The organism is Colwellia sp. Bg11-28 (genome assembly GCF_002836245.1).
GTDB lineage: Bacteria > Pseudomonadota > Gammaproteobacteria > Enterobacterales > Alteromonadaceae > Colwellia > Colwellia psychrerythraea_A.
On sequence record NZ_PJBA01000006.1, the window covers coordinates 771,933 to 796,105 of the forward strand.

The 24,173-nt window shown below is 37.5% G+C and carries 16 protein-coding genes and 6 tRNA genes; 16 read left to right on the forward strand and 6 right to left on the reverse strand.

What is annotated here, in order from left to right; genetic code table 11:
* Window positions 1-64: 64 nt before the first annotated feature.
* The 10 genes from CXF79_RS10330 (at window position 65) to CXF79_RS10375 (ending at window position 6,665) form a co-directional block, all read left to right on the forward strand.
* Entirely contained in the window at window positions 65-757 is a 693-nt protein-coding gene (locus tag CXF79_RS10330) for a DUF3313 family protein (protein WP_011044002.1), read from the forward strand.
* 20 nt (window positions 758-777) lie between these two features.
* The gene (locus CXF79_RS10335; protein ID WP_101154862.1) at window positions 778-2,112 is read left to right on the forward strand and encodes a BamA/TamA family outer membrane protein; all 1,335 of its coding nucleotides are present in this window, start codon (window positions 778-780) and stop codon (window positions 2,110-2,112) included.
* A gap of 164 nt (window positions 2,113-2,276) precedes the next feature.
* Window positions 2,277-2,352: transfer RNA gene (locus tag CXF79_RS10340), tRNA-Val, on the forward strand.
* A gap of 104 nt (window positions 2,353-2,456) precedes the next feature.
* Window positions 2,457-2,532 (forward strand) — tRNA-Val (locus tag CXF79_RS10345).
* 108 nt (window positions 2,533-2,640) lie between these two features.
* Window positions 2,641-2,716: transfer RNA gene (locus tag CXF79_RS10350), tRNA-Val, on the forward strand.
* Window positions 2,717-2,823: 107 nt separating this feature from the next.
* A tRNA-Val gene (locus CXF79_RS10355) sits at window positions 2,824-2,899 on the forward strand.
* Between the two features lie 107 nt (window positions 2,900-3,006).
* Window positions 3,007-3,082: transfer RNA gene (locus CXF79_RS10360), tRNA-Val, on the forward strand.
* 108 nt (window positions 3,083-3,190) lie between these two features.
* Window positions 3,191-3,266: transfer RNA gene (locus CXF79_RS10365), tRNA-Val, on the forward strand.
* Between the two features lie 585 nt (window positions 3,267-3,851).
* Window positions 3,852-5,264, forward strand: a complete 1,413-nt coding sequence (gene gltX, locus CXF79_RS10370; protein WP_101154863.1) for a glutamate--tRNA ligase — start codon at window positions 3,852-3,854, stop codon at window positions 5,262-5,264.
* Between the two features lie 54 nt (window positions 5,265-5,318).
* Window positions 5,319-6,665, forward strand: a complete 1,347-nt coding sequence (locus CXF79_RS10375) for a DEAD/DEAH box helicase (RefSeq protein WP_101154864.1) — start codon at window positions 5,319-5,321, stop codon at window positions 6,663-6,665.
* Between the two features lie 287 nt (window positions 6,666-6,952).
* Here CXF79_RS10375 and CXF79_RS10380 read toward each other — a convergent pair whose 3' ends face one another.
* Window positions 6,953-7,762 carry a winged helix-turn-helix domain-containing protein gene (locus tag CXF79_RS10380; RefSeq protein WP_101154865.1) on the reverse strand — a complete coding sequence of 270 codons (810 nt, stop codon included), beginning with the start codon at window positions 7,760-7,762 and terminating at the stop codon, window positions 6,953-6,955.
* A 630-nt stretch (window positions 7,763-8,392) separates the two neighbouring features.
* Between CXF79_RS10380 and CXF79_RS10385 the strand changes: the two genes are divergently transcribed.
* The 4 genes from CXF79_RS10385 (at window position 8,393) to CXF79_RS10400 (ending at window position 11,715) form a co-directional block, all read left to right on the forward strand.
* Window positions 8,393-10,036 carry a dentin sialophosphoprotein gene (locus CXF79_RS10385; RefSeq protein ID WP_101154866.1) on the forward strand — a complete coding sequence of 548 codons (1,644 nt, stop codon included), beginning with the start codon at window positions 8,393-8,395 and terminating at the stop codon, window positions 10,034-10,036.
* 91 nt (window positions 10,037-10,127) lie between these two features.
* Window positions 10,128-10,487, forward strand: a complete 360-nt coding sequence (locus tag CXF79_RS10390) for a hypothetical protein (RefSeq protein WP_101154867.1) — start codon at window positions 10,128-10,130, stop codon at window positions 10,485-10,487.
* 10 nt (window positions 10,488-10,497) lie between these two features.
* Window positions 10,498-11,202, forward strand: coding sequence for a C39 family peptidase (locus CXF79_RS10395; protein ID WP_232769136.1), 705 nt, complete (start codon window positions 10,498-10,500; stop codon window positions 11,200-11,202).
* Window positions 11,203-11,283: 81 nt separating this feature from the next.
* Window positions 11,284-11,715, forward strand: a complete 432-nt coding sequence (locus tag CXF79_RS10400; RefSeq protein WP_157825868.1) for a hypothetical protein — start codon at window positions 11,284-11,286, stop codon at window positions 11,713-11,715.
* Window positions 11,716-12,364: 649 nt separating this feature from the next.
* Here CXF79_RS10400 and CXF79_RS10405 read toward each other — a convergent pair.
* Complete coding sequence (locus tag CXF79_RS10405; RefSeq protein WP_011043990.1) at window positions 12,365-13,654, reverse strand: transporter; 1,290 nt, start codon at window positions 13,652-13,654, stop codon at window positions 12,365-12,367.
* Window positions 13,655-14,084: 430 nt separating this feature from the next.
* Here CXF79_RS10405 and CXF79_RS10410 point away from each other — a divergent pair, with 430 nt between their 5' ends.
* Entirely contained in the window at window positions 14,085-15,752 is a 1,668-nt protein-coding gene (locus CXF79_RS10410) for an FMN-binding glutamate synthase family protein (RefSeq protein ID WP_101154868.1), read from the forward strand.
* Between the two features lie 126 nt (window positions 15,753-15,878).
* Here the strand turns inward: CXF79_RS10410 and CXF79_RS10415 are convergent, their stop codons facing one another.
* From CXF79_RS10415 to CXF79_RS10430, 3 genes are all read right to left on the reverse strand, one after another.
* A complete protein-coding gene (locus CXF79_RS10415; protein ID WP_101154869.1) occupies window positions 15,879-16,766 on the reverse strand; it encodes a 23S rRNA (adenine(2030)-N(6))-methyltransferase RlmJ in 888 nt (295 codons plus the stop codon).
* A gap of 90 nt (window positions 16,767-16,856) precedes the next feature.
* Window positions 16,857-18,449, reverse strand: a complete 1,593-nt coding sequence (locus CXF79_RS10420; protein ID WP_101154870.1) for an ABC-F family ATPase — start codon at window positions 18,447-18,449, stop codon at window positions 16,857-16,859.
* A gap of 446 nt (window positions 18,450-18,895) precedes the next feature.
* On the reverse strand, window positions 18,896-21,199 hold the full coding sequence (locus tag CXF79_RS10430) for a YgiQ family radical SAM protein (RefSeq protein WP_041737056.1): 2,304 nt from the start codon (window positions 21,197-21,199) through the stop codon (window positions 18,896-18,898).
* 270 nt (window positions 21,200-21,469) lie between these two features.
* Between CXF79_RS10430 and CXF79_RS10435 the strand changes: the two genes are divergently transcribed.
* Complete coding sequence (locus CXF79_RS10435; RefSeq protein ID WP_101154871.1) at window positions 21,470-23,371, forward strand: DUF885 domain-containing protein; 1,902 nt, start codon at window positions 21,470-21,472, stop codon at window positions 23,369-23,371.
* A 139-nt stretch (window positions 23,372-23,510) separates the two neighbouring features.
* On the opposite strand, the gene CXF79_RS10440 is transcribed toward CXF79_RS10435, so the two are convergent.
* A complete protein-coding gene (locus CXF79_RS10440) occupies window positions 23,511-24,002 on the reverse strand; it encodes a hypothetical protein (protein WP_101154872.1) in 492 nt (163 codons plus the stop codon).
* Window positions 24,003-24,173: the final 171 nt, after the last annotated feature.

The following is a 24,173-nucleotide window of genomic DNA, read 5'->3' on the forward strand; positions in this document are numbered from 1 at the left end:
TTAGTTAATACAAATCTATTATTAATCTAGTATTAACTAAGTAATTAAAATATAAGGAATAAAAATGACTAAACAACAAGGTCTTAAATTGAGCTTTATCGCTTTAGCCGCATCATTGGTTATTGGTTGTAATTCTACCAACCCAACCAATGCACCTCAAGTCTCGCCAGAAGGCATGGAGTTGAAAAAATCAACACGCTCAACGGTTGCTTATAAAAAGGAAGGTGTTGATTTTTCAGAGTATGACAAAGTACAAATACTCCCTAGTGCAGTTGCTTTTAAAAAGAACTGGAAGCGCGATTACAATAGAGATCAGGTCTCATTATCGACACGGATAAATGATGCTGATGTAATACGTATGAAAGCTGAGATGGCTGAATTATTTGATGAAGTTTTTAAAGAGGAGTTTGGTAAAGATGCTAACTTTTCTCTCGTCGATAAAGTAAGTTCTAAAACCTTAGTTGTAAGACCTGCCATTATCAATTTAGATGTTTCAGCCCCCGATATGAGATCAGCGATAAACGTAAAAACCTATGCCGATGATGCAGGACAAGCGACCTTATTTATTGAACTTTATGACGGTGTTAGTGGCGAAATATTAGCCCGTGCTGTTAACACAGCGGTTGCAGGAGATAATAGCTATCATCAGTGGGCAAACCGTGTGTCTAATCGTGCAGATGCGAAGCGTATGATCAGAAAATGGGCCAAAGCATTGAGAATTAAATTTGATGAAGCTCATATGCCAAAAACTAATTAGATGATGGATCTAGTGTCTAAATGAAAAACAGTGTTACACCTCTTAATTCACACAGTTTACTTTTTCTTATTTTAGTTAGTACGCAGTGGCTGTTTTTTAATACTGCTGTGCACGCTAAGCCGCCGAGTAAGGTTAAGTACTCGGTGCAGCGACTAGAAAATACTAAAATGCGTGAAAGTTTAGTATTACCCTATGCTTTTAGTACTGATGACTTAGGTTTAGTTGTCGGTGTAGGAGCTATGGCTTCTGGCCTATATCAAAAACAAATGACTATGGGAGGAACCGTTTATGGCGGTGAGGAGACTAAAGGTTTGGGGGCAGGGCTTTGGAACTATCGCGTTTTTGACAGTAAACGCTTTTTTTTTAGCGCTATTGGTATGATGGGGAACTTTCCACTATTACGTGCATACTCACCTTTGCCAGAGAAATATACATCAGCGCCTAGGGCAGGGTCTAATGACTCAAGTTTTGACGACTTTATTCAAGCCAGCGGCTCAAGTAATTGGTGGGAGGTGAGTTTAGAGTATGTTCTGCCTTGGGGAGATGCTAAAGAGCAAAGTATGGCTCGTTATCAATTAGCGGGCGGGTTATTAAAAGATGAAACCGAACCAGCTGATTGGAACCCGCTAGTCACCGGTACTAGTATCATTATTGCTAGGCAATTCAATCGTTATCAGCAATATATAAATGAAGAGGGTGAGCTTTCTGGTGCAGTTCATGCGCTTGAATTAGGTATGTTTTACGACAATACGGACTTTCCAGCTAACCCTAGCAGAGGGAGCTCACAATATATCGCTTATAGTTATAATCCTGAATGGTTAGAATCAAAAGAGCGCTGGGACTTTGTTGAGGTGGAAGTGAGTAAATATTTTTCTTTAGGGAAAAGTTCATTTGCGAAACAAAATATTATCGCGCTCAACGCTTGGTTGGGTTACTCACCAAGTTGGGAGGTTATTTATGATGAAGCTGGAAATAACCAGGTCATTAATCATGCTCCTTTTCTTGAGGGGGCAACATTAGGGGGGATGTATCGCTTGCGAGGGTTTAGGCAAAACCGCTTCCATGATAAAGCGGTTGTTTATGCTACAGCCGAGTATCGTATGACCTTAGATTATAATCCCACAGAAAATGTACGATGGTTACGATTTCTAAATCTTGATTGGTTTCAAACGGTTTTGTATGTTGAAGGCGGAAGAGTTTCACCTACTTTTCATCGAGATACTTTATTATCTGACTGGAAATCAGACGTTGGTGTCTCATTAAGAGCCCTAACCGCAGGTATTGTAGTGCGATTAGACTTCACTCGTTCAAAGGAAGGAACAAGTACTTGGTTGATGATAGGTCATCCATTTTAGTTTTATGAACTTAAGTACGTTAAAAGTAATTTTTAATGTGTATTAATGCAGCGTTATGGCTGAAAATAAATCAAGCGCATGATTTTTTGAAAAAAAAATTAGAAACTTATAGCTTTTCTGTTGACAGCTTTTGCGAACTGCCTATAATACGCCCCCGAAGAGACGGACGATTAGCTCAGTTGGGAGAGCACCGCCCTTACAAGGCGGGGGTCACTGGTTCAAGCCCAGTATCGTCCACCACTTTGTTTTTACAAAGTATATTGTGACTTTATACGCAGAATAGGTTCAAGCCAATTCTTGCAACTAATGTCCACCATTCTTTCCATAAAGAATTAAAACTAAATGGACGATTAGCTCAGTTGGGAGAGCACCGCCCTTACAAGGCGGGGGTCACTGGTTCAAGCCCAGTATCGTCCACCACTTTATGTTTTTATAAAGTGTATTGTGACTTTATACGCAGAGTAGGTTCAAGCCTGTTCTTGCAAATATTGTCCACCATTCTTTTCCATAAAGAATTAAAACTAAAATGGACGATTAGCTCAGTTGGGAGAGCACCGCCCTTACAAGGCGGGGGTCACTGGTTCAAGCCCAGTATCGTCCACCACTTTATGTTTTATAAAGTGTATTGTGATTTTATACGCAGACTAGGTTCAAGCCTGTTCTTGCAAATATTGTCCACCATTCTTTTCCATAAAGAATTAAAACTAAAATGGACGATTAGCTCAGTTGGGAGAGCACCGCCCTTACAAGGCGGGGGTCACTGGTTCAAGCCCAGTATCGTCCACCACTTTATTTTTTTATAAAGTGTATTGTGATTTTATACGCAGACTAGGTTCAAGCCTGTTCTTGCAACTAATGTCCACCATTCTTTTCCATAAAGAATTAAAACTAAATGGACGATTAGCTCAGTTGGGAGAGCACCGCCCTTACAAGGCGGGGGTCACTGGTTCAAGCCCAGTATCGTCCACCACTTTATTTTTTATAAGGTGTATTGTGATTTTATACGCAGAGTAGGTTCAAGCCCGTTCTTGCAAATAATGGCCACCATTCTTTATCCATAAAGAATTAAAACTAAAATGGACGATTAGCTCAGTTGGGAGAGCACCGCCCTTACAAGGCGGGGGTCACTGGTTCAAGCCCAGTATCGTCCACCATTCTTTATTCTTATTTTCTTTTAGTATTACCTCAATATTATTTAGTTAAAAAATTTGTTTATCTTCATATTCCCGTACATATATTTTACTACACCCATTAATTATTATTTGTAGCTATTTAGCCTGCGTCTCCACCTCAAAAAATCAATAATTATTGGTCATTCCTCTACCCATTAATGCCCATTGCAAAGATAATACCAATTTGATTAAATTTATTCCCTACTCAGAGCTACATTAGCAAGCTTAGAACAAGAAAAATTAGTTGAACATAGTTATTCTATATTTCATGCATTTTACGCTGTTATCAGTTTGCTAATTAGCTTCCAAAGGACGAGTCTAAAAGGCTTATATGTTGCGTTATTGATTTTGACAAGGGAATAACCATTCTCTTCAATCAATGCCTTACCTTTAAGCCTTTTAATTCTCGCTGAATGGGAAATAACTTAATCAACTTGGTATAAACTATTTAATTACATCAAAGTGATGAATTAACTTAGGTGCGGTGTTAAAATGCGGTCAATTTTTCGATTTACACTCCCAATGTCGCCAAATAGGCGCTGTTAGTGACACCCTTTAGAGATTCTTATGACTTTAACAACACGTTTTGCCCCAAGCCCAACAGGATACCTACATGTTGGCGGTGCCCGTACTGCTTTGTATAGCTGGTTATACGCCAAGAAAAATGGCGGTGACTTTATTCTTCGCATAGAAGATACCGACCTAGAGCGTTCAACCCAAGCGTCAGTTGATGCGATTATGGATGGAATGAACTGGTTAAATCTTGAATGGACACATGGTCCATATTTTCAGACTGAACGTTTTGATCGTTATAAAGAAGTTATTCAACAGTTACTTGCATCGGGTAATGCTTATCGTTGTTATAGCACCAGCGAAGAAGTTGATGTAATGCGTGAAGCAGCTAAAGCAGCAGGCGGCATAGAAAAATACAATGGTTTATGGCGTGATCGTACCGATCACCCAACAGATAAACCTTTTGTTATTCGCTTTAAAAACCCTATTGGTGGTGACGTTGTTATCAAAGATATGGTTAAAGGTGATATTACCATCAGTAATGACCAATTAGATGATTTAATCCTTGCTCGCTCTGACGGTACGCCAACGTATAACTTAACGGTTGTGGTTGATGACTGGGATATGAAAGTATCACATGTTGTTCGTGGTGATGATCATATTAGTAATACCCCTAAACAAATTAACATCCTTACTGCATTGGGTGCTGATATTCCTGAATATGCGCATATTCCAATGATTTTAGGTGATGACGGTAAGCGTTTATCCAAGCGTCATGGCGCTGTTGGTGTTATGCAATATCGTGATGACGGTTATTTACCTGAAGCTCTACTAAACTACTTAGTACGTTTAGGTTGGTCTCATGGCGATCAAGAAATATTCTCTCGTGAAGAAATGATTGAATTATTTGATTTAAAAGATTGTAACCGTGCAGCTTCTGGTTTTAATACCGATAAATTAATTTGGGTAAATCAGCATTATATGAAAACGATGGATCCCGCTTACGTAGCTGAGCATCTTGCATGGCATATGGCTGATCAAGGCATTAATACCGAGAATGGTCCTGCTTTAGCTGATGTTGTTAGAATTCAGGCTGATCGTGTAAAAACCCTTAAAGAAATGGCAGATATTTCACGTTACTTCTATGAAGATTTTACTGAACTTGATGCAAAAGCGGTTAAAAAGCACTTACGTCCAGTCGTTAAAGAGCCAATGATGTTGGTTAAAGAAAAACTAGCTGCATTAACTGATTGGTCACCAGAGCCTATTCACGCAGCCATTAACGATACTGCTGTAGAATTAGAACTTGGTATGGGTAAAGTAGGTATGCCATTGCGTGTTGCTGCAACAGGTGGCGGTAACTCACCATCACTTGATATTACCTTAGCTCTGTTAGACCAAAGCAAAGTAATCGAACGAATTGAACAAGCTTTAATCGTAGTAGAAGCACGAATTGCAGCTGGTTAATGACATATCTAACGATGAGTTTAACCACTTTAAATAAGTTTAGGAGAAAGCCGAGTGCAATTTAGTGATTTTGGTTTAGACAGTGCTTTAATGAGTACCATTGAGCATATGGGGTTTAGCGAGCCAACACAAATTCAGCAACAGGCTATTCCTGCTGCAATGGCGGGGCATGATTTAATTGCTTCGTCTAAAACAGGCTCAGGTAAAACCTTAGCGTTTATTATTCCTGCTTTACAGCGACTGAATAAAAATCGTGCTCTGTCAAAGCGTGATCCACGTGTGGTGATTTTAACACCAACACGTGAATTAGCTAAACAAGTATTTAGTCAACTACGTTTGTTTACGTCGAATACTCAATATAAAGCGGTATTAATTTTAGGTGGTGAAAACTTTAACGACCAAGTAAAAGTTTTGCAGAAAGAGCCAGAGTTTATTGTTGCAACACCTGGACGCTTAGCGGATCACTTAACGCAAGGTCACTTTCATTTAAATGGTTTAGAACTGCTTATTTTAGATGAAGCGGATCGCATGCTTGATTTAGGCTTTAGTAAAGAGCTTACGCAGATAAATAATGCAGCCGATCATCGTAAACGTCAAACGTTACTGTTTTCAGCAACTTTAGACCACGCGCAAGTAAATGACTTTGCAAAAGAGCTATTAAAAAAGCCTAAACGTGTTGCTATTGAGTCGGCTCATACCGAACATGAAGACATTACTAAACGTTTCTACCTTGCTGATAATCTTACGCAAAAAGAAGCGTTACTACAGCACTTCTTGGTTACTGAAAAATCACAGCAAATCATCATTTTCACGGCAACACGCAGTGATACTGAACGTTTAGCTAAGCTACTAACCGAGCAAGACCTTAATGCAGTAGCCTTAAGTGGTGAGTTAAACCAAGGTCAACGTAACCAAATTATGGACAGCTTTTCTAAAGGCCAACATAAAATATTGGTAACGACTGATTTAGCCTCACGAGGCCTTGATTTAATCAATGTATCGCATGTTATTAATTTTGATATGCCAAAGCATACTGAAGAATTTGTTCATCGTATTGGTCGTACTGGCCGAGCAGGAACGAAAGGTGATGCTATTTCATTGGTAGGGCCAAATGACTGGTTAAGCTTTAAAAATGTAGAAGCCTTTTTACAACAAAAAATAGCTTTTACAAAAGTTGAAGGTATAAAGGTTAAGTTTAAAGGCTTAAAACCTAAAAAACCAAAAGCGGTTAAAGCGAAAGATAATGTAGTACAAAACAAAAAACCGGTAGCCAATAAACCAAGAAAAGTTATTAAGAAAACTTTCCTTGATATAGAGGATGCTGGCGCAATGAAAATTATTAAACGCAAGAAGTTAACACCAGATCAAATTGAAGATGCGACTAAAAAAGAGCAGGATTAACACTCTTTGCTAAAGCACTGTTCGCTAATGTATCTCAGATTAAATGCAGATTTACTTTTCTGAGTTTGTGAGCCATTTCAGTTGTAGACTCAGCGATTAAATGAGAGTACTCCCTTATTTAATCGCTGTAATATAGCCATGAAAAGGCTCAAATTCTTTTAAGCATTATGCTTTTAGTCCTATCATAAAATGACAACATCAACCTATCATAAGTAACTCTCTCAACTCAGCCACTAGACATTCTAGAATTGCGTTTTTGTTAGTGAAATACCTTGTAAGTAAAATACCTAGATATGTAATTTATAACCAACACCTTTAATCGTTATGATCCAATGTGGATTATCTGGGTCAAGTTCAACTTTCTTTCTTAATAAATGCATGTATTGGTAAAGGTCAGATTTATTCGCACGACTTCGATTCGGCCATAAGTGAGTGATTAACTTTTCGGTCGTACATACACGTTCAGGGTCTTCAGCTAGCAATTTAAAAAGCTTAAATTCCTTAGAGGTAAGCGCTAAGTTTTTTCCTTTTAAATAAACATTTTGACAATCTCTGTCTATTTTAAAAAGCCCCAATAATTCGAGTTCTACATCGGGATTAACTAACTTAGCAGTCCCATTAAGTTGTTTGGATGAAAAAGAGTTAATTGTGCCTAATAAAGTACGTCTGTCAGTCCCTAATCTACGATTGTAATTTCTTCGTTCATCAAAGACATGAGTAAAATCGATAATGTATTTATTAATATAATCATCAAGTTTTTCAATAAAGGTTTCGTCTTTATAATAATTGAGCCAAGGTAGTAGTAAATGAAGTGGCATTCTATTTCTGTTATGTATGGCGCAAATAGGAATGGAATATTGATGATGAATATTGTTTAACGATTCTAAATGGTCTTCAATTAAAGAAGGTGTCAGTTCACGTAAATCAAAAATAATCAACTTAAACTTAGGATGATCACCATTGGTATATAGAGGCTTTGAGCGAGGTATACATTTAAGAGTGAAATGATTAGCAACACAATATCCCGTTAATAAGCCAATGATAAAGCTATCATTTGAAATTATGAGCATACTATTGTCATGCTGAAAATAGGGCATATTTAAGTCCTTTTCTAATTGTAATGACGAAAATAATTTCTCTTACTCTGGAAGTAAGATTGAACCCCGCAGAGAAAGTCCACAGTAAAAGTTAATTTATTGTTAAAAAACTATTTTCAATCATATGTTTAAAAAACAAGCAATATTTACGCCTAAAATATTTTTTATTATTAATACAATTGCTTAATTGATTCACTCTGTTGCACTGATGGCGCATAAAAAATAAGTGTAAAAAATACTGACAGATAATCTAACTCCTAACACAATTATAGCTAACTATATTTATCGTTAAAATTCCAACAATCCCCTACGGTTAATTACTTACTATTTTATAAAATCATTTTAAAAATTAAGGGATTTAGATTTTTTTTTAAGTGTTTTTTGATGTGTCTTTAATGGAATTTTAAGTTAGCCGTGAACTACTATTCACAGTGAATACAAAGCTGGTGCATTCAGATATATGTTAACGCAGATATGGGTTAACGCTTTTTATATAGGTATACACGCTTTATATGGACGTTTAAGCTGTCACTATTTTTCTTGTTTCGTTAGATTTTTCTTTCTTACTAGCGTTTTAGATGTTTCAAGTAGATTAATAGTTACTAAATAATTTTTAGTGGAGTGTAAAATATGAAACTTTTTAACAAAAACATACTAGCAGTAAGTATTGCCCTAATACTTAGTTCTGCAGCCAATTTAGCATTGGCAAATGAAGCGGATAATGGCTCATCCGCAGCAAATGATAACTCGACTGTAACTACCGACAACTCAGCTAATAACAACTCAGATAACAGCGATGCTTCGAATAGTTCGGATAACAGCACTAATAGTGATGATGTAGATGTTGCTATTTCAGATAATGCTAATGATAATTCGGATAACTCGGATAACTCGGATGATTCGGATAACTCGAATAACTCGGATAATTCGGATAACTCGGATGCTTCGGATAACTCGGATAACAGCACTAATAGTGATGATGTAGATGTTGCTATTTCAGATAATGCTAATGATAATTCGGATAACTCGGATAACTCGGATGATTCGGATAACTCGAATAACTCGGATAATTCGGATAACTCGGATGCTTCGGATAACTCGGATAACAGCACTAATAGTGATGATGTAGATGTTGCTATTTCAGATAATGCTAATGATAACTCGGATAACTCGGATAACTCGGATGATTCGGATAACTCGAATAACTCGGATAGCTCGGATAACTCGGATGCTTCGAATAACTCGGATAACAGCACTAATAGTGATGATGTAGATGTTGCTATTTCAGATAATGCTAATGATAACTCCGATAATTCAGATAACAGTGATAATTCAGATAACAGTGATAATTCGGACAACAGCGACAATACTGATAACTCTGATAGCAGTAATGATTTAGATGTTGCTATTTCAGATAACGGTAATGATAACTCAGATAATTCGGATAACTCAGATAATTCAGATAATAGTGATAATTCGGATAACTCTGATAATAGCAATGATTTAGATGTTGCGATTTCGGATAACGGCAATGACAACTCCAACAATTCGGATAACTCTGATAATAGTGCTGATTTAGACCTTACCGTTTCAGATAGCGGTAATGACAATTCAGATAACAGCGACAATTCTGATAATTCGGACAACTCTGATAACAGCAATGATCTTGACTTAGCCATTTCAGATAATGGTAATGACAATTCAAATAATTCAGATAACTCGGATAACTCGGATAGCAGCAATAATTCAGACAATAGTAATAATTCGGATAACTCTGATAAGAGCATGGCTAATGCAAATGCCATGGGGTCTGCAGCTGCCAATAATGGTGGAGTAGCGACCGTTGATAACTCCGATAATAGTGATAACTCAACTACAGATAATAGTGACAATAGTTATGCTGATGCCAGTGATCAAGCCGCTTCAGCGAATAATGGCAGTACCGCCACGGTTGATAACAGCGACAATAGCGATAACAGCGACAATAGCGACAACAGTAGTGCTTGGGCTGATGGATGGGGAACATCTTCAGCAAATAACGGCGGCACAGCGACTACAACCTACAGTGTTAATGAATCTTCATTAACAGGTACAGTTGCTGATAATAACGTGTCATATAACTTTGGTGGTGCTTCTACAATGTCACAAAGCAACAATATGACCGATGCCTTTAATGGTACCGCTGGTATTAACCAAAATGTACAAAATCTTGGTAATAATGCTTTAACTCAACAACAGGTATCATTTCAAGGGAATGTTGATGTAAACCAATGAGAGGTAGGTACACCGACACGTTAAGGTTTATGTAAAATGACGTTAAAAGTTGCTGGCATTATGCCAGCAACTTCCTATAAGGATAAGGGCTATGAAAAAGCTATATCAAAGTACTCGTCTATTAATGTTACTTATCTTATTAATTATAATGAGCAACAAAACCTTTGCCGAAGATGTTATAGACATTACGATAATTGATGTTGCGCCTGTATTGCTTGAAGAATTAGATCAAATCCGAGGCCTTGGTGGAGTCGTCGATGTTACTAGCAATGCGAACTTAGGAGCCGAGCTTACCAATAATGGTGTTAACAACAGTGTTACTGGATATAACATCATAGATCAAGGCTCGTTTACTGATGCAAGTGGAGTATTTTCGATTATTCAAAATACGGGGAATAATGTCATCATTCAAGACTCGACTATAATTACTATTACAATAACTCCTGAGTAAAGGTGTCATTATGAGTAGAATGTTTACGGTATTTTTCCCGCTAATAGCAATAATGCTAATGCAAATAATGTCTGCACATGCAGGCACTGTTAATTTAGGCGGGGGGTTTAGTGGAGGCGAATTTTCAGTAAATGTTTCAAGCATCAAAGAGCGGCGTTTCAAAACTATCTATAAACAACAATACGACTTTAGTTGTGGTTCTGCCACTTTGGCAAGTTTGTTGTCTTTTCATTATGACGATGTTGTTGATGAGTTTAAAGTCTTTAAAGATATGTATAGCCATGGTAATCAAAATAAAATACAGAAAGAAGGCTTCTCGTTGTTTGATATGAAACTCTATTTATCACGTCGAGGTTATAGATCTAATGGTTTTAAAATAAGTTTAAATCAGCTTGCAAAAGCTGAAATTCCGGCAATAACTATTATTAATAATAAAGGTTATATGCACTTTGTTATTATCAAAGGCAGTGATGAAAAGGAAGTATTAGTTGGTGATCCTGCCATCGGTATTAAAGTCTATAGCAGAGCAGAATTTGAAAAAATGTGGAACAAGCAAATTCTTTTTGTTATTCAAGACAAAAAGGACATTGCCTCTAATCATTACCAAACGCAGGAAGAGTGGAAGTTACGAGTGAAGGCTAATTTAGGCTTAGCCGTGGATCATTCTAGTTTAGCACTATTTAATGTACTGCAACCTTCAGCAATTGATTTCTGATTTAACATTTAGGATATTTAGATGAATATAAACTCGGTCATGCTTTTAAAGAACCTATGTATAGTTATGGCATTTATAATCATGACTGGGTCATGTTTAGTGTCTGCTGCAAGCATAGAATATGTAGCTTTTAAGGCACCTCTAGATAAAGAAAAATGGCTTAAGGTATCGGACAAAAAGTTAGCTTTTTCACGAGGAGGATTTATATTATCTAATGGTGTCATAGTTGATATCAGTTTTGAAAAGCGTATATTTCGAAATGGTCAAGAGACCTCTAGCTCATATTTTCAAACTGCAAATAATCAGAACTTAGTTAAGAACGGAAAACTAAATATCCCTGGATTATCTAATACCTTATTTAAGTCAGTAGTACAAAATGATCTAGACAACCAATTACTTCAAACGATCAACAACATCAATATTGATATAAAAAACTTAGATAATATTAACTTAACGCCAAGTGATAGCCAATTTTATAATTTACACTCATTGCCTGTAACCATTAACCATTAACCATTAACCACAAGGTTAAACCACTGATAATATGACGTTTTTACATGCCCATCACCAATCAAGATACAGGTTTCAGAGTGCTTGAGCAATTTCAATTCAAGGCGCTGTGGTGAAATAATAGTTATTCAGGAGAATATGCTCCTGCATTCTCTAATAACACCATCCATGTAGCGCCATTATAAATCACAGCAACGATGAAGTGATGTTGCTCAAGAGCTTCTTCTATGGGTTTAAAATGATTTTATTCGGCGTTAAATAATCAAGGCATAGAGTGAATTGCTTAAATTATTTGTATTGCCTAAAGTCATTTTAATTCCCCATGAAATCCTGCACTTTGAATGGTGACGGGTATAATCCTTCCACTTGAAAGTGTTAGATTGATAATCTCTGAGCGACTCATAATCAATACGCATTTTTGATAAATGATTATTCCTTTAAAACTTAAAAAGAAATTCTATGCATTGTATGGGCTGAGTATTATTTTCTCTACTCCCCGAAGTACGGGTAGAAATGTTTGAAGTAGCTTTAGACTAAGTTAACATTGAATAATTATGTTTATTATCGGTCTACTTTTCTTGAGGTGTAGTTGATTCCAACTGAATTCTAAACGAAATGGCTATAAACAAAGTGTTGCTTTAAATATATCGAATTAAAACACCATTGGAAGCCTGAAGTTAAGTCTGATATCTGGAGCATCATCAGTAACGCCAATATTCAATGATAAATTAATGTTTGTTTGTTTTGTATAGTTGAATGAATAGCCAATAATCAGTTGGCCAATATCAAGCGCACTACCGTTAATTTTAAAGTTATCAATTTTGGATTTTAATACATGTTTATGTGAGTAACTTAAGCTCATAGAAGTACGTTCATTTAATGACAGACCTAAGCCAAAGCTAAACCCTATGCTATCACCGGGATTAACTTCCCCTACCTCTTCATCGGTTTTTAAGTTATTGCCGTAGCTTATATTACCAAAAAGCACACCAGGGTCCGTCGCGTAGATTGCAGTTAAACTAGGTTGAACACTGTAGTATCCAGAGCCTGTTGGTAACTCTGTAGGGAAAACAGTTCCTGGTGTTGATTCTACATACTCAACATCGAATGGACTTGTACCTGTTGGGATTGTGGCAACAAGGTTAAAAACATAAATTGCTCCGCCATCTGCGCCAGAGTTAAGCTGATAACGTGTAGACAATTCAATATCACCCATATCACTACCACTTGCTGTAAATATGTCATCCTCACTAACACCTATGCTTATTGGGCGAGAGCGCTGACTGTCATTTCGGCCAATGTAAGAAAGTTTCATGTCGACCTCCCATCGATCAGTCACACCATATCGAGCACCGAGACTACCAACAACGGTATGACGCTTTATTTCTCTAAGGTCGATCACACCAACCACGAGTGCAGGTAGAAAAGAATAAGCATCTAGAAATACACGGTTAGTATCTGTGTATGAATAACCTAACCTTGGCTCTATTATTAAAGTACCTGATTTTGTAAGTACGCCGCTATTATTAGTACTTAATTTAGGTATAGCTGAGACATCAATGCGGGTAGCTTTTTTAGGTGGCGCTTTACCTACCGGCTTATTAATGACAGGCGAAACTTTACGTTTTTTGTTATTCGTAACTTGATTGCTAGCTTGTTGGGCGTTTTTGTTTTTGGGAGAATTCTTATTCTGTTGATTGATTTTTGAACTTTGCTTTTTAATTGAACGTTTTAATTTTTCAATCTCCTTTCCCTGCTGAATTAGTATTTTATATTGTCGCTCTAACTCAAGTAGGTGTTTTTTATTAGCAGACTCTTGCGATTCAGTTATTTGCTGTGAATAACTGTAATGGCTTGTAGACATCGACAATGCAAACATAAGCACAAATAGTTTATATCGTTTTGCAGGAGGTAAGATTATGTGACTATTAGTTTTTTTCATAAATTTCTCTTATATGAAAACATTCAAAGTAGTTAAGTCAATCATTGAAAGTTTACAAATATATTTGTTAACTGAAAATCATGCTTTAGACCTAGATGGTAGTTAATATAAGCTTATATGTTAAAGCTTGAAATGCAAATTTAGGGAGTAACAAATAAGAGGAAAACAAGTAGGAAAATTGATTTTTTATCGGTCATACCAATAGAATTATTACTTACCTATTGAAACTCACACAGGGCTAGCGACTTTGTTTTAAGCAAAGTAAGTAATGAGTAAACCAATTGACAGTCTTTATAAAAACTTTCGTATTCAAAGAAGAGTGAATAATGGTAAGTTATTAGTACCAAACTATTTAATCCTTCTTTTGGATTAATAAGTTTGATTAATGCGCTTGACAAATATAATAATTATAATTCTATGAGGATGTTTCATGACCATCATGCAAAAAGCTCTATGGTTCATTGCCAGTGTTGGTAATTTTTCAGCAGGGTACTTCTACATGCACAGCGAAAGTGCTTTTAGTTTAATTTTATTAATCTCAACATTACTTTATAGCATTATTGGACTGTATGATGTCTTTCATAGTCGCCATAGTCTGAATCGCCTTTATCCGGTAGTCGCTTATCTACGTTATTTCCTTGAATCTTACCGAGTTGAAATACAACAATATTTCATAGCAAACGATACCGAAGAGCGTCCATTTAACCGTGAGCAACGTACTTTAGTGTATCAACGTGCTAAAAATGTCCGTGATACTATCGCTTTTGGTACCCAGCGTAATCTTGTTGAAGATAATTATCTAAGTTTATGGCATTCATTAGCGCCTACTCATATCAAAGAGGCTGCTAAGCGAGTCATTATTGGTGGTGCTAGTTGCCAGCAGCCATACTCAGCATCCTATTTAAATATTTCAGCGATGAGTTTTGGCTCGTTAAGTTCAAATGCCATTGAAGCACTAAATTTAGGTGCTAAAAAAGCAGGTTGTTATCATAATACTGGTGAAGGAGCTGCGAGCCCTTATCATTTAAAGCACGGCGGCGATATTGTGTGGCAGCTAGGTACCGGTCTTTTTGGCTGTCGTGATGAACAGGGACGATTTAACCCTGCTACCTTTGAGAAAACAGCTAAGCTGCCACAAATAAAAATGATTGAAATAAAATTAAGTCAAGGCGCAAAGCCAGGTCATGGTGGTGTGCTGCCTAAAGCGAAAATTACCGACGAAATCGCCCACATCAGACATATTTCAAAGGATAAAGACTGTATCTCGCCGGCAGTTAACCCAGAATGTACTTCCCCAAAGGATTTGTTAGCTTTTATCGAGCAATTACGCAGCTTAAGTGGCGGTAAGCCTATTGGCTTTAAATTATGTATTGGTAACCCCGCCGAGTTTTTAAGTATTTGTAAAGCAATGTTAGAAACAGGTATTACACCTGATTTTATCACTGTTGATGGAGCCGAAGGGGGGACAGGTGCTGCACCAGTTGAATTTACTAATCGCTTAGGGCTAATTTGTCTAGAAGGCATAAGCATAGTAAACAATGCATTGGTTGGTGTTGGACTCAGAGATAAAATAAAAATAATTGCTTCAGGTAAAACGGCATCAAGCTTTGATTTACTCGCAAAAATTGCTGCCGGCGCCGATGTAGTTAATGCGGCTAGAACTATGATGATGGCCATTGGCTGTATACAATCAAGACATTGTAATACTAACCTTTGTCCTACAGGTGTAGCGACTCAAGATCCCGCAAGAGCAAAAGCAATTGACATCGAGTCAAAAAGTGACCGAGTGAAAAACTTCCATGATAATACGGTAGCAAGTTTCTTTGAATTGGTGGGGAGTATGGGCTTGGACGATCCAGCTAAGCTCATTCCGCAAATGATTAAAAGGCGTTCACCTTATGGCGTTCAAATGTCGATGGGCAGTATTGTAGCGCCATTACCGGCAATGGCTTTAGTTGACCCTTTACAGAACAAGTTAGACCTTGATGAGTCTTGGCAACATTGGTGGCAAGCAAGTAGTGCAGAGCAATTTTATGTCGATGACATTTTTATACTGAAATCGCCAGAGTTTCATCAAGTAAAAACAAATCGAGCTTAGTTATGCTCTTTTGCTTTAAAATAGAGTCTTTTAAGTCATATGACTTAGAAGACTCTAGCAATATTTAAGATTGGTTTACCTCCAGACAATTATTTAGTCTGAGCTTATATATATCACTCATCTATATCATTCAGCGATCAACTGGTTAAGTGTGTAACTTGTGTCGTCACTGCCTAATTTAGTCTTCATATAAGGTAATATTTCTTCAAGCTGCGAAGTTAATTGCCATGGAGGATTAACAATAAACAATCCAGTACCTGTCATACCGTATTCATCAGTATCACTTTCTAGACAAAACTCTACTTGTAATACATTTTTGACCGAGCTTTTAGTGAAGGTATAGCTCATCTGCTCAACTAACTCGCGCTTAACAACGGGATACCAAAGAATGTATGTGCCTGTTGAAAACTTTTCATAGGCCTTAATAATAGTTTTTACCGCTTTGTGATAGTCTTCTTTCAATTCATAAGGAGGATCGATAAGTACCACACCACGACGACTTGGTGGTGGTATTAAACCAAGCACACCTTGATAGCCATCAGATTGTTTAACAAACACTTTACGCCAGCGCTGGCAAAAATCTTCCAAGTGTTGAATATCAGTCGGGTGTAATTCAAATAAATGACTACTGTCTTGTCGACGAACAAAAGCTTTTGCTATGCCAGGGGAGCCAGGGTAAACGTCAAGGTCGTTACTTGTGTCAGTACTTATGTCTGCACTTGGATCAGTCTTACGGTCAGAAGCAAGGTTGAGACTCTTGATCAGTGATAAATAAGGTTCTAGTGACTCAGGCGCATCTTCATCGTTAATAATCTTGGCAATACCGTCTTTATACTCACCCGTTTTTTGGGAATATTCGTCGGCTAGCTGATACATACCAGCCCCCGAGTGGCTATCTATGTAACAAAAGCCTTTTTCTTTACGAGTCATATAATCTAAAACAAGTGATAAAACACTATGCTTTAGTACATCGGCAAAATTGCCAGCATGAAAAGCGTGACGATAACTAAGCAAGGTAATTCCTTAAGAGGGAGTTATGTTAAACAGTGGGAACACGGCTATCAAAAGGTATATTGATAGCCGATAAATATTTTGAACGTAAACTTAAACTTGGCTTGCTAAGTACTCATCGTAAGTGCCAGCAAAATCGATATAACCGTCTTTGGTTATTTCAATAATACGGGTAGCGATGGTTGAAACAAACTCTCTGTCGTGACTAACGAATAAAAGCGTCCCTTCGTATTGCTCTAACGCCATATTCAATGATTCAATCGATTCCATATCCATGTGGTTGGTTGGCTCATCAAGCAGCAATATATTAGGATTGTGCATCATTAGCTTACCAAACAGCATACGACCTTTTTCACCACCAGATAAGACTTTAATTGACTTTTTAATATCATCGGCAGAGAAAAGCAAACGACCTAAATAACCACGAACAGCTTGCTCGTCATCAGTTGGTTGACGCCATTGGCTCATCCAGTCAAATAAGGTCATGTCATTTTCAAATTCAAACTCATGATCCTGTGCATAATAACCGATATTGACATTTTCAGACCAAGTAAACTCACCTGAATCTTGCTGGTAAGCTACTTCGTTCATTAACGTACGTAAAAGCGTGGTTTTACCAATGCCATTTTCACCGATAATAGCGATACGTTCACCGACTTCAATTAATGCTGAAATGTCTTTAAGTACAGAGTTACCATCAAAGCTTTTATTCAACTTTTCAATAACTAAAGCATTACGGAATAATTTCTTCTCTTGCTCAAAACGAATAAACGGATTACTACGACTAGATGGTTTGACTTCATCTAATTGAATTTTATCAATTCGCTTGGCGCGAGAAGTCGCTTGTTTTGCTTTTGATGCGTTAGCAGAGAAACGGGCAACGAAGGCTTGAAGTTCACCAATTTGTGCCTTTTTCTTAGCGTTATCTGACAATAAGCGGGCTCTTGCTTGTGTAGCAGCCAACATGTATTCGTCATAGTTACCAGGAAAAACACACAGTTCGCCATAATCTAAATCGGCCATATGAGTACAAACACTGTTTAAAAAATGTCTATCATGGGAAATGATGATCATGGTTGAATTACGTTCATTTAACGTTTCTTCTAACCATTGGATAGTGTGAATATCTAAGTTGTTGGTTGGCTCATCAAGTAACAAAATATCAGGATTTGAAAAGAGTGCCTGAGCTAGTAATATACGTAACTTAAAGCCAGGAGCGATTTCGCTCATTAACCCGTAATGTTGCTCAACAGGAATACCTACACCGATTAACAATTCACCAGCACGACTTTCAGCACTGTAACCATCCATTTCAGCGTACTCTGACTCTAAATCACCCACTTTCATACCATCAGCTTCGCTCATTTCAGGCAAAGCATAAATACGGTCACGTTCTTCTTTTACTGCCCATAACTCGGTATGGCCCATGATCACAGTATCAATAACACTGTTTTCTTCAAAAGCGAACTGGTCTTGGCGTAATTTACCCAAACGTTCACCCGTATCAAGATTAACGTTACCAGACGTTTGCTCTAAATCACCACCTAAAATCTTCATGAAGGTAGATTTGCCACAACCATTTGCGCCGATTAGACCATAACGGTTACCGCCACCAAATTTTTGTGAGATATTTTCAAACAATGGCTTAGCGCCAAACTGCTGGGTTATATTATTTGCTGCTAGCATGATGTGTTCCGTCGAATGTTGATGTTTACTGAATCAAATAAAACAGTAAATTTACCGATAAAATATTGCGCGCGATTATACACGACAAGACAATAATAGTTAATAAAATTTCTAAGTAAGGCGTAGTGTAAATAAATCAAATAAACGAGCTAAATAGGTTAGCTCGTTTATATACCCAAGCCACTTGAAGATGCGTGTTTCAGGACGTCTGAGCTATTCATGATCAAGGCGCCTCCTTTTATTAGGGTTATTCCCTTAAAAAAGGAGGCAACGAAGAGCATGGTTTGTTCGGACGTTCCCGCAGGGCTGGTTTAGAAACGCTTTATGCTGCGTTATTGATTTCGACAAGGGGGCAACCCTTCTCTTCAATCAATGCCTTACCTAAAGGCATTTCTAATTCCAGCTGAAACCTGCATCTTCAGGTAGCTTGGGTATAATATTAAATATTATTTACTCTTTTTTCTATCACTAAATTGGTTATCAGAAAAGCGTGTTAGACCTTTTTTGTGCATTGGCGTTTTCTTCTTTTTTCCATTACCTTGTTCTGACTTAGGCTTATTTTGACCTGGGCTGGTTTTAAAACCTTGTGAATTATTTTTACCCTGTCTATCTTTGTTTGCTAATTGTTGCTCGCCACGTGTTTCTCTTGGCACAAGACAATTTGGTGCAGAACCAATAAGTTTCGTTAAGCCCATTTTAGTTAAGGCTTGTCGAATCTGTGCCCAGTTAGCTGGATCGTGGTAACGCAATATAGCTTTGTGTAAGCGGCGTTGGATGGTGCCTTTAGGTACGTTAATTTTTCCATCTTCTTTAGCTAAGTTTTTAGTGGTTACATTACGTAACGAATTTAGCTCGGTATGGTACAAGGTTGTGGCATTAGCTAAAGGTGAAGGGTAAAAATTTTGCACCTGATCTAACTTGAAATTGTTTTCTTTTAGCCAAAGTGCGAGATTAACCATATCTTTATCTGTCGTGCCAGGGTGGGCAGAAATAAAGTAAGGGATTAAGTACTGTTTTTTACCCGCAAGTTTCGAGTAATGATCAAACATTTCTTTAAATTTATCATAGCTACCCATGCCAGGTTTCATCATATTATCAAGCGGGCCTTGCTCGGTATGTTCTGGGGCTATCTTTAAATAACCACCAACATGATGAGTTGCTAATTCTTGCACATATTCAGGATGTTCAATGGCTAAATCGTAACGAACACCTGAAGCGATTAGTACTTTCTTAATGCCTTTTACTTTACGTGCTTTACGGTATAACTCTATTGTTGGCGTATGATCGGTATCTAAGTGACCACAAATGGTTGGCCAAACACATGAAGGTTTTCGACAAGTCGCTTCTGCTTTTTCACTTTTACAATTGAGCTGATACATATTGGCGGTTGGGCCACCAAGATCTGAGATTACGCCAGTAAAACCAGGGACTTTTTCTCTAATATCTTCGATTTCATTGATAATAGACTCATGAGAACGACTTTGAATAATGCGTCCTTCATGTTCGGTAATTGAACAGAAAGTACAACCACCAAAACAACCACGCATGATATTAATCGATGTCTTGATCATATCATAAGCGGGGATTTTCGCTTTACCATAGCTAGGGTGGGGTACGCGTTTATATTCAAGACCAAATACACCATCCATTTCTTCAGTTGATAAAGGTTTAGCGGGTGGGTTTAGCCATATAAGGCGAGTACCATGGCTTTGAACCAATGGCTTTGCCGAGGTAGGGTTAACTTCTTGATGAAAAATTCGGGATGCATGAGCATAAAGAACTTTGTTTTCTTTTACCTGTTCGAAAGTAGGTAAATTAATGTAAGTTGTTTCCCAAGGTTTAGCTTTTTTATCCCACGTTTTATTACGGTAATCAGCCATTTCGATAGGCTGTGCCGTTTTCGTTATATCATTATCAGAGATAGCGGCTGCTGTTTGCGCCTCATTATCACTACATGATTCAGGGGTGATTTCTTCATAAGGGCTATAAATAGGATCAATTTTACCTGGTCTGTCTATATCACGCGAATCAATGCCTTGCCAACCAGGGAGTGCCTGATTGGTTAAAAATGCACTGCCTCTAACATCGGTAATAGTCTTAACATCTTCACCACGGGCAATGCGATGAGCAATTTCAACTAACGGGCGTTCGGCATTACCAAAAACTAATAAATCTGCTTTTGAGTCAAATAAAACAGAGCGGCGTACTTTGTCCGACCAATAATCATAATGGGCAATTCTACGCAAACTTGCTTCTATACCGCCAATAATTACAGGAACGCCTTTAAAGGCTTCTTTACAACGTTGAGTGTACGCTGTTACCGCACGATCAGGACGTTTACCACCCTCATCATTTGGGGTATAGGCATCATCATGACGCATTCTGCGCTCGGCGGTATATCGGTTAATCATTGAGTCCATGTTACCCGCAGTAACACCAAAAAATAAATTAGGCTTTCCTAATTCCATAAAGGCATCTTTTGAATCCCATGCGGGCTGTGCGATTATGCCGACTCTAAAACCTTGTGCTTCTAGCATACGACCGATAATAGCCATACCAAAACTTGGGTGATCAACATATGCATCACCAGTTACAATAATAATGTCGCAGCTATCCCAGCCGAGTATGTCCATTTCTTTGCGAGACATAGGTAAGAAAGGTGCTGTGCCGTAGCACTCAGCCCAGTATTTTGGATAATCAAACAATCCCTGTTGAGTCTTCGAAATTATTTGTTTTTTTACTGAAGTCATATCACCATTCCCATTGGGGTTAACCGAATCTAAATCGCTGCGCCGCAAATAGCGGGCGCGGGATTATATCAGATATTTCATGCTATCCCCAACTATATCTGTTCGTTTTTTGAACAATGTTAGAGTCTATTATTTATTAATCAAGATTGTATACTGTTTACAATCTTGATTTCATTTGTTCTAATCGCTGTGAAATAAAATTCGATGTAAAGCTGAAAAATAATTAAAATAATAATAAACCATAGTGCTAATCGCATTTCTGAGGAAAATATGAATAAGAATTTAAAAAGCAGCTTATTGGCTAGTGCGGTTATTGCTGCATTAGGCTTGAGCGCATGCAATGAGAATAATACTGTTGTGGCGGAAACTAAAACAAGTACGGCTTCTGAAACTTCGGAACCTAAACAAGTGATCAGCTCAAAGCAACAATTGGCTTCGTTATATCTGCAAGCTAAACAGAGTCTTTTTAAGCAACGAGCTTTATCAGCAACCATGTATGGTCTATCTCAAAAAGATATAGGACAAGTCATCAGTAGTGATATGGAGTTCTATAGCCCTGAAAATGAAAAGCAATTAAGAGCAGAGTTATTATCCATATCAAATACTATTGCTGGTATCAAGCTAGATGATGCCGATATAACAACAAAGAATAACCAACAAGTTATGGCAGGGCTTACGCGCTATTTTGCTGGAGAGCCCAATTTTAATATTGGTTATATTGATACATGGATGGGGCTTTCTCCTTTTATTGTTAATCAAATTAATGGTCCATTAATTGATATCCCAAGGGTGATGCAAAATGATCAGCCAATTACTACAGAAAAAGAAGCATTAGATTACATCGCGCGTTTAGGGCAGTTTGATAAACTTGCAGCAACTATTATTGAAAAGCAAACGGCAGATGCAGCCCAAAACTGGTTACCTTCAAAAGTAACCTTACAAGGTGCTATTAAATATTTGAAAGGCTTTACCAGTAGATCTGCAGAACAACATCCATTCGTGAATGTTTTTCGTGAGAAAATTGAAAAGGTTGACTCACTTACTACAGAGCAAAAGCAGTCTCTAATCACTCAAGTTATTGCTAAGGTAAGTCAAGTGGTATATCCCGCTTACCAATCAGTAGAAAAAGCCAGTGAACAGTTATTGAGCGAAGCGCGTTCTGAGTCAGGTATATGGGCGCAGCCAAAGGGTAGTGTTTATTATCAAGATGCTATTAAGCAGTTAGGGGATAGTGAATTATCGCCGACTCAAATTCATCAAATTGGTTTGGATGAAGTGGCGCGCATTAGCGGCGTTATGAATGAAATATTACTAGCTCAGGGTTATACAAAAGGCACTGTCGGTGAGCGCATGGTGGCGTTAAATGAAGAGCCACGCTTTTTATATGAAGACTCAATAGCAGGACGTGAAGAATTACTCAGTGATATTAATGGTTATATTACTGAGGTAACAGCAAAAATGGCACCAGTATTTAGAACTACGCCAAGTTATCAAGTAGAAGTGAAATCTTTCCCTGTTGAAGTGCAAGATGGTGCTCCAGGTGGTCAATATACATCACCCGCTGTAGATGGTAGCAAACCAGGTATTTATTGGATTAATTTGAGAGATATGAAAGCTAATCCGAAATTTGGATTAAAAACGCTAACATATCATGAGGCAAATCCAGGTCATCACTGGCAAATTGCGTTGAATTTAGACCAAGCAGAGCTGCCTTTTTTACGTAGAATTGCACCCTATAACGCATACACTGAGGGCTGGGCTCTTTATTCAGAACAAGTCGCGTATGAGCTCGGCATGTATGAAAATGACCCTTTCGGAGATTTAGGTCGTCTACAAGCTGAATTATTTAGAGCAGTACGCTTGGTTGTTGATACTGGATTGCATGATAAACGTTGGACGCGAGAACAAGCGATTAGTTATATGTCAGAGCAAACAGGTACTGCTGAATCGGATGTGGTTGCAGAGATTGAGCGCTACATGGCATGGCCGGGTCAAGCGCTAGGTTATAAGCTTGGTATGTTAAAAATATTAAGTTTAAGAGAACAAGCTAAAGCCCGCTTAGGTGATAAATTTGATTTAGCAGAATTTCATGATGTAGTACTTTTAAATGGCGCAGTGCCAATGGCTGTATTATCACGTAATGTAAATCATTGGTTGGATAATAAAGTATAAAAACACTTTATAAAGCCATGTCGTACAAGACTGTCAAAAAAGTAAGTTATCCAGCTATGTTTGCCTGGCAGTTATAAAAATTAAAAGCCGTATTGTTAATAACAATACGGCTTTTTTATTTTAGGTGGATTATACAGTTTTAGTGAATTTTTTGACCATTTAAGACGGTTTCATTTTTTCTATTATTCTTAAGTAGTACGCAGTGCGTTTCACCTGAACGAGCACAACTATCAAGAGCAGCCATTTCGTCAACGTCAAATGAAGCGTTTGAAAGAATAACTGCTGAGCAATTCCCACGACACAATACATTCTTTATTTGCTCTATATCTAAATGAGCTGATTTTGAATCCAGTAAATTATTCACTTTATTCTTACCCTTAAAACTAACACAAAGCACTTTTGAAATATCAACACCATGGGTATGAGCTAACTGCTCAATTGAAGATTCTTCTGGGTTGATAAAAAGTACCCATTTTTTTTCTTGATTATGTTGCTGACAAATATTTACATAATGCGACGACAATTCTTGATGGTTTTCAACATTAGCTAGCTTTAGCCAAGCTTGCTCTGCAAGTGGAGTACTGATGGCATTATTGATACTTGCATTGATGGTTGTATTGGTCGTGAACATAGTTTTGCCTCGTGCTAAGTCGTGTTATGTAATTATACTGTATAAACGTACAGTATAATGTATTTGATGACTATTCAAGCATTATTTGCTATTTATTGAACAAAATAATACCAGCCGCATTAAAGCAGTAATGCCATTTGTATTAATTAAGGTTACAGAATTCAATGAAAA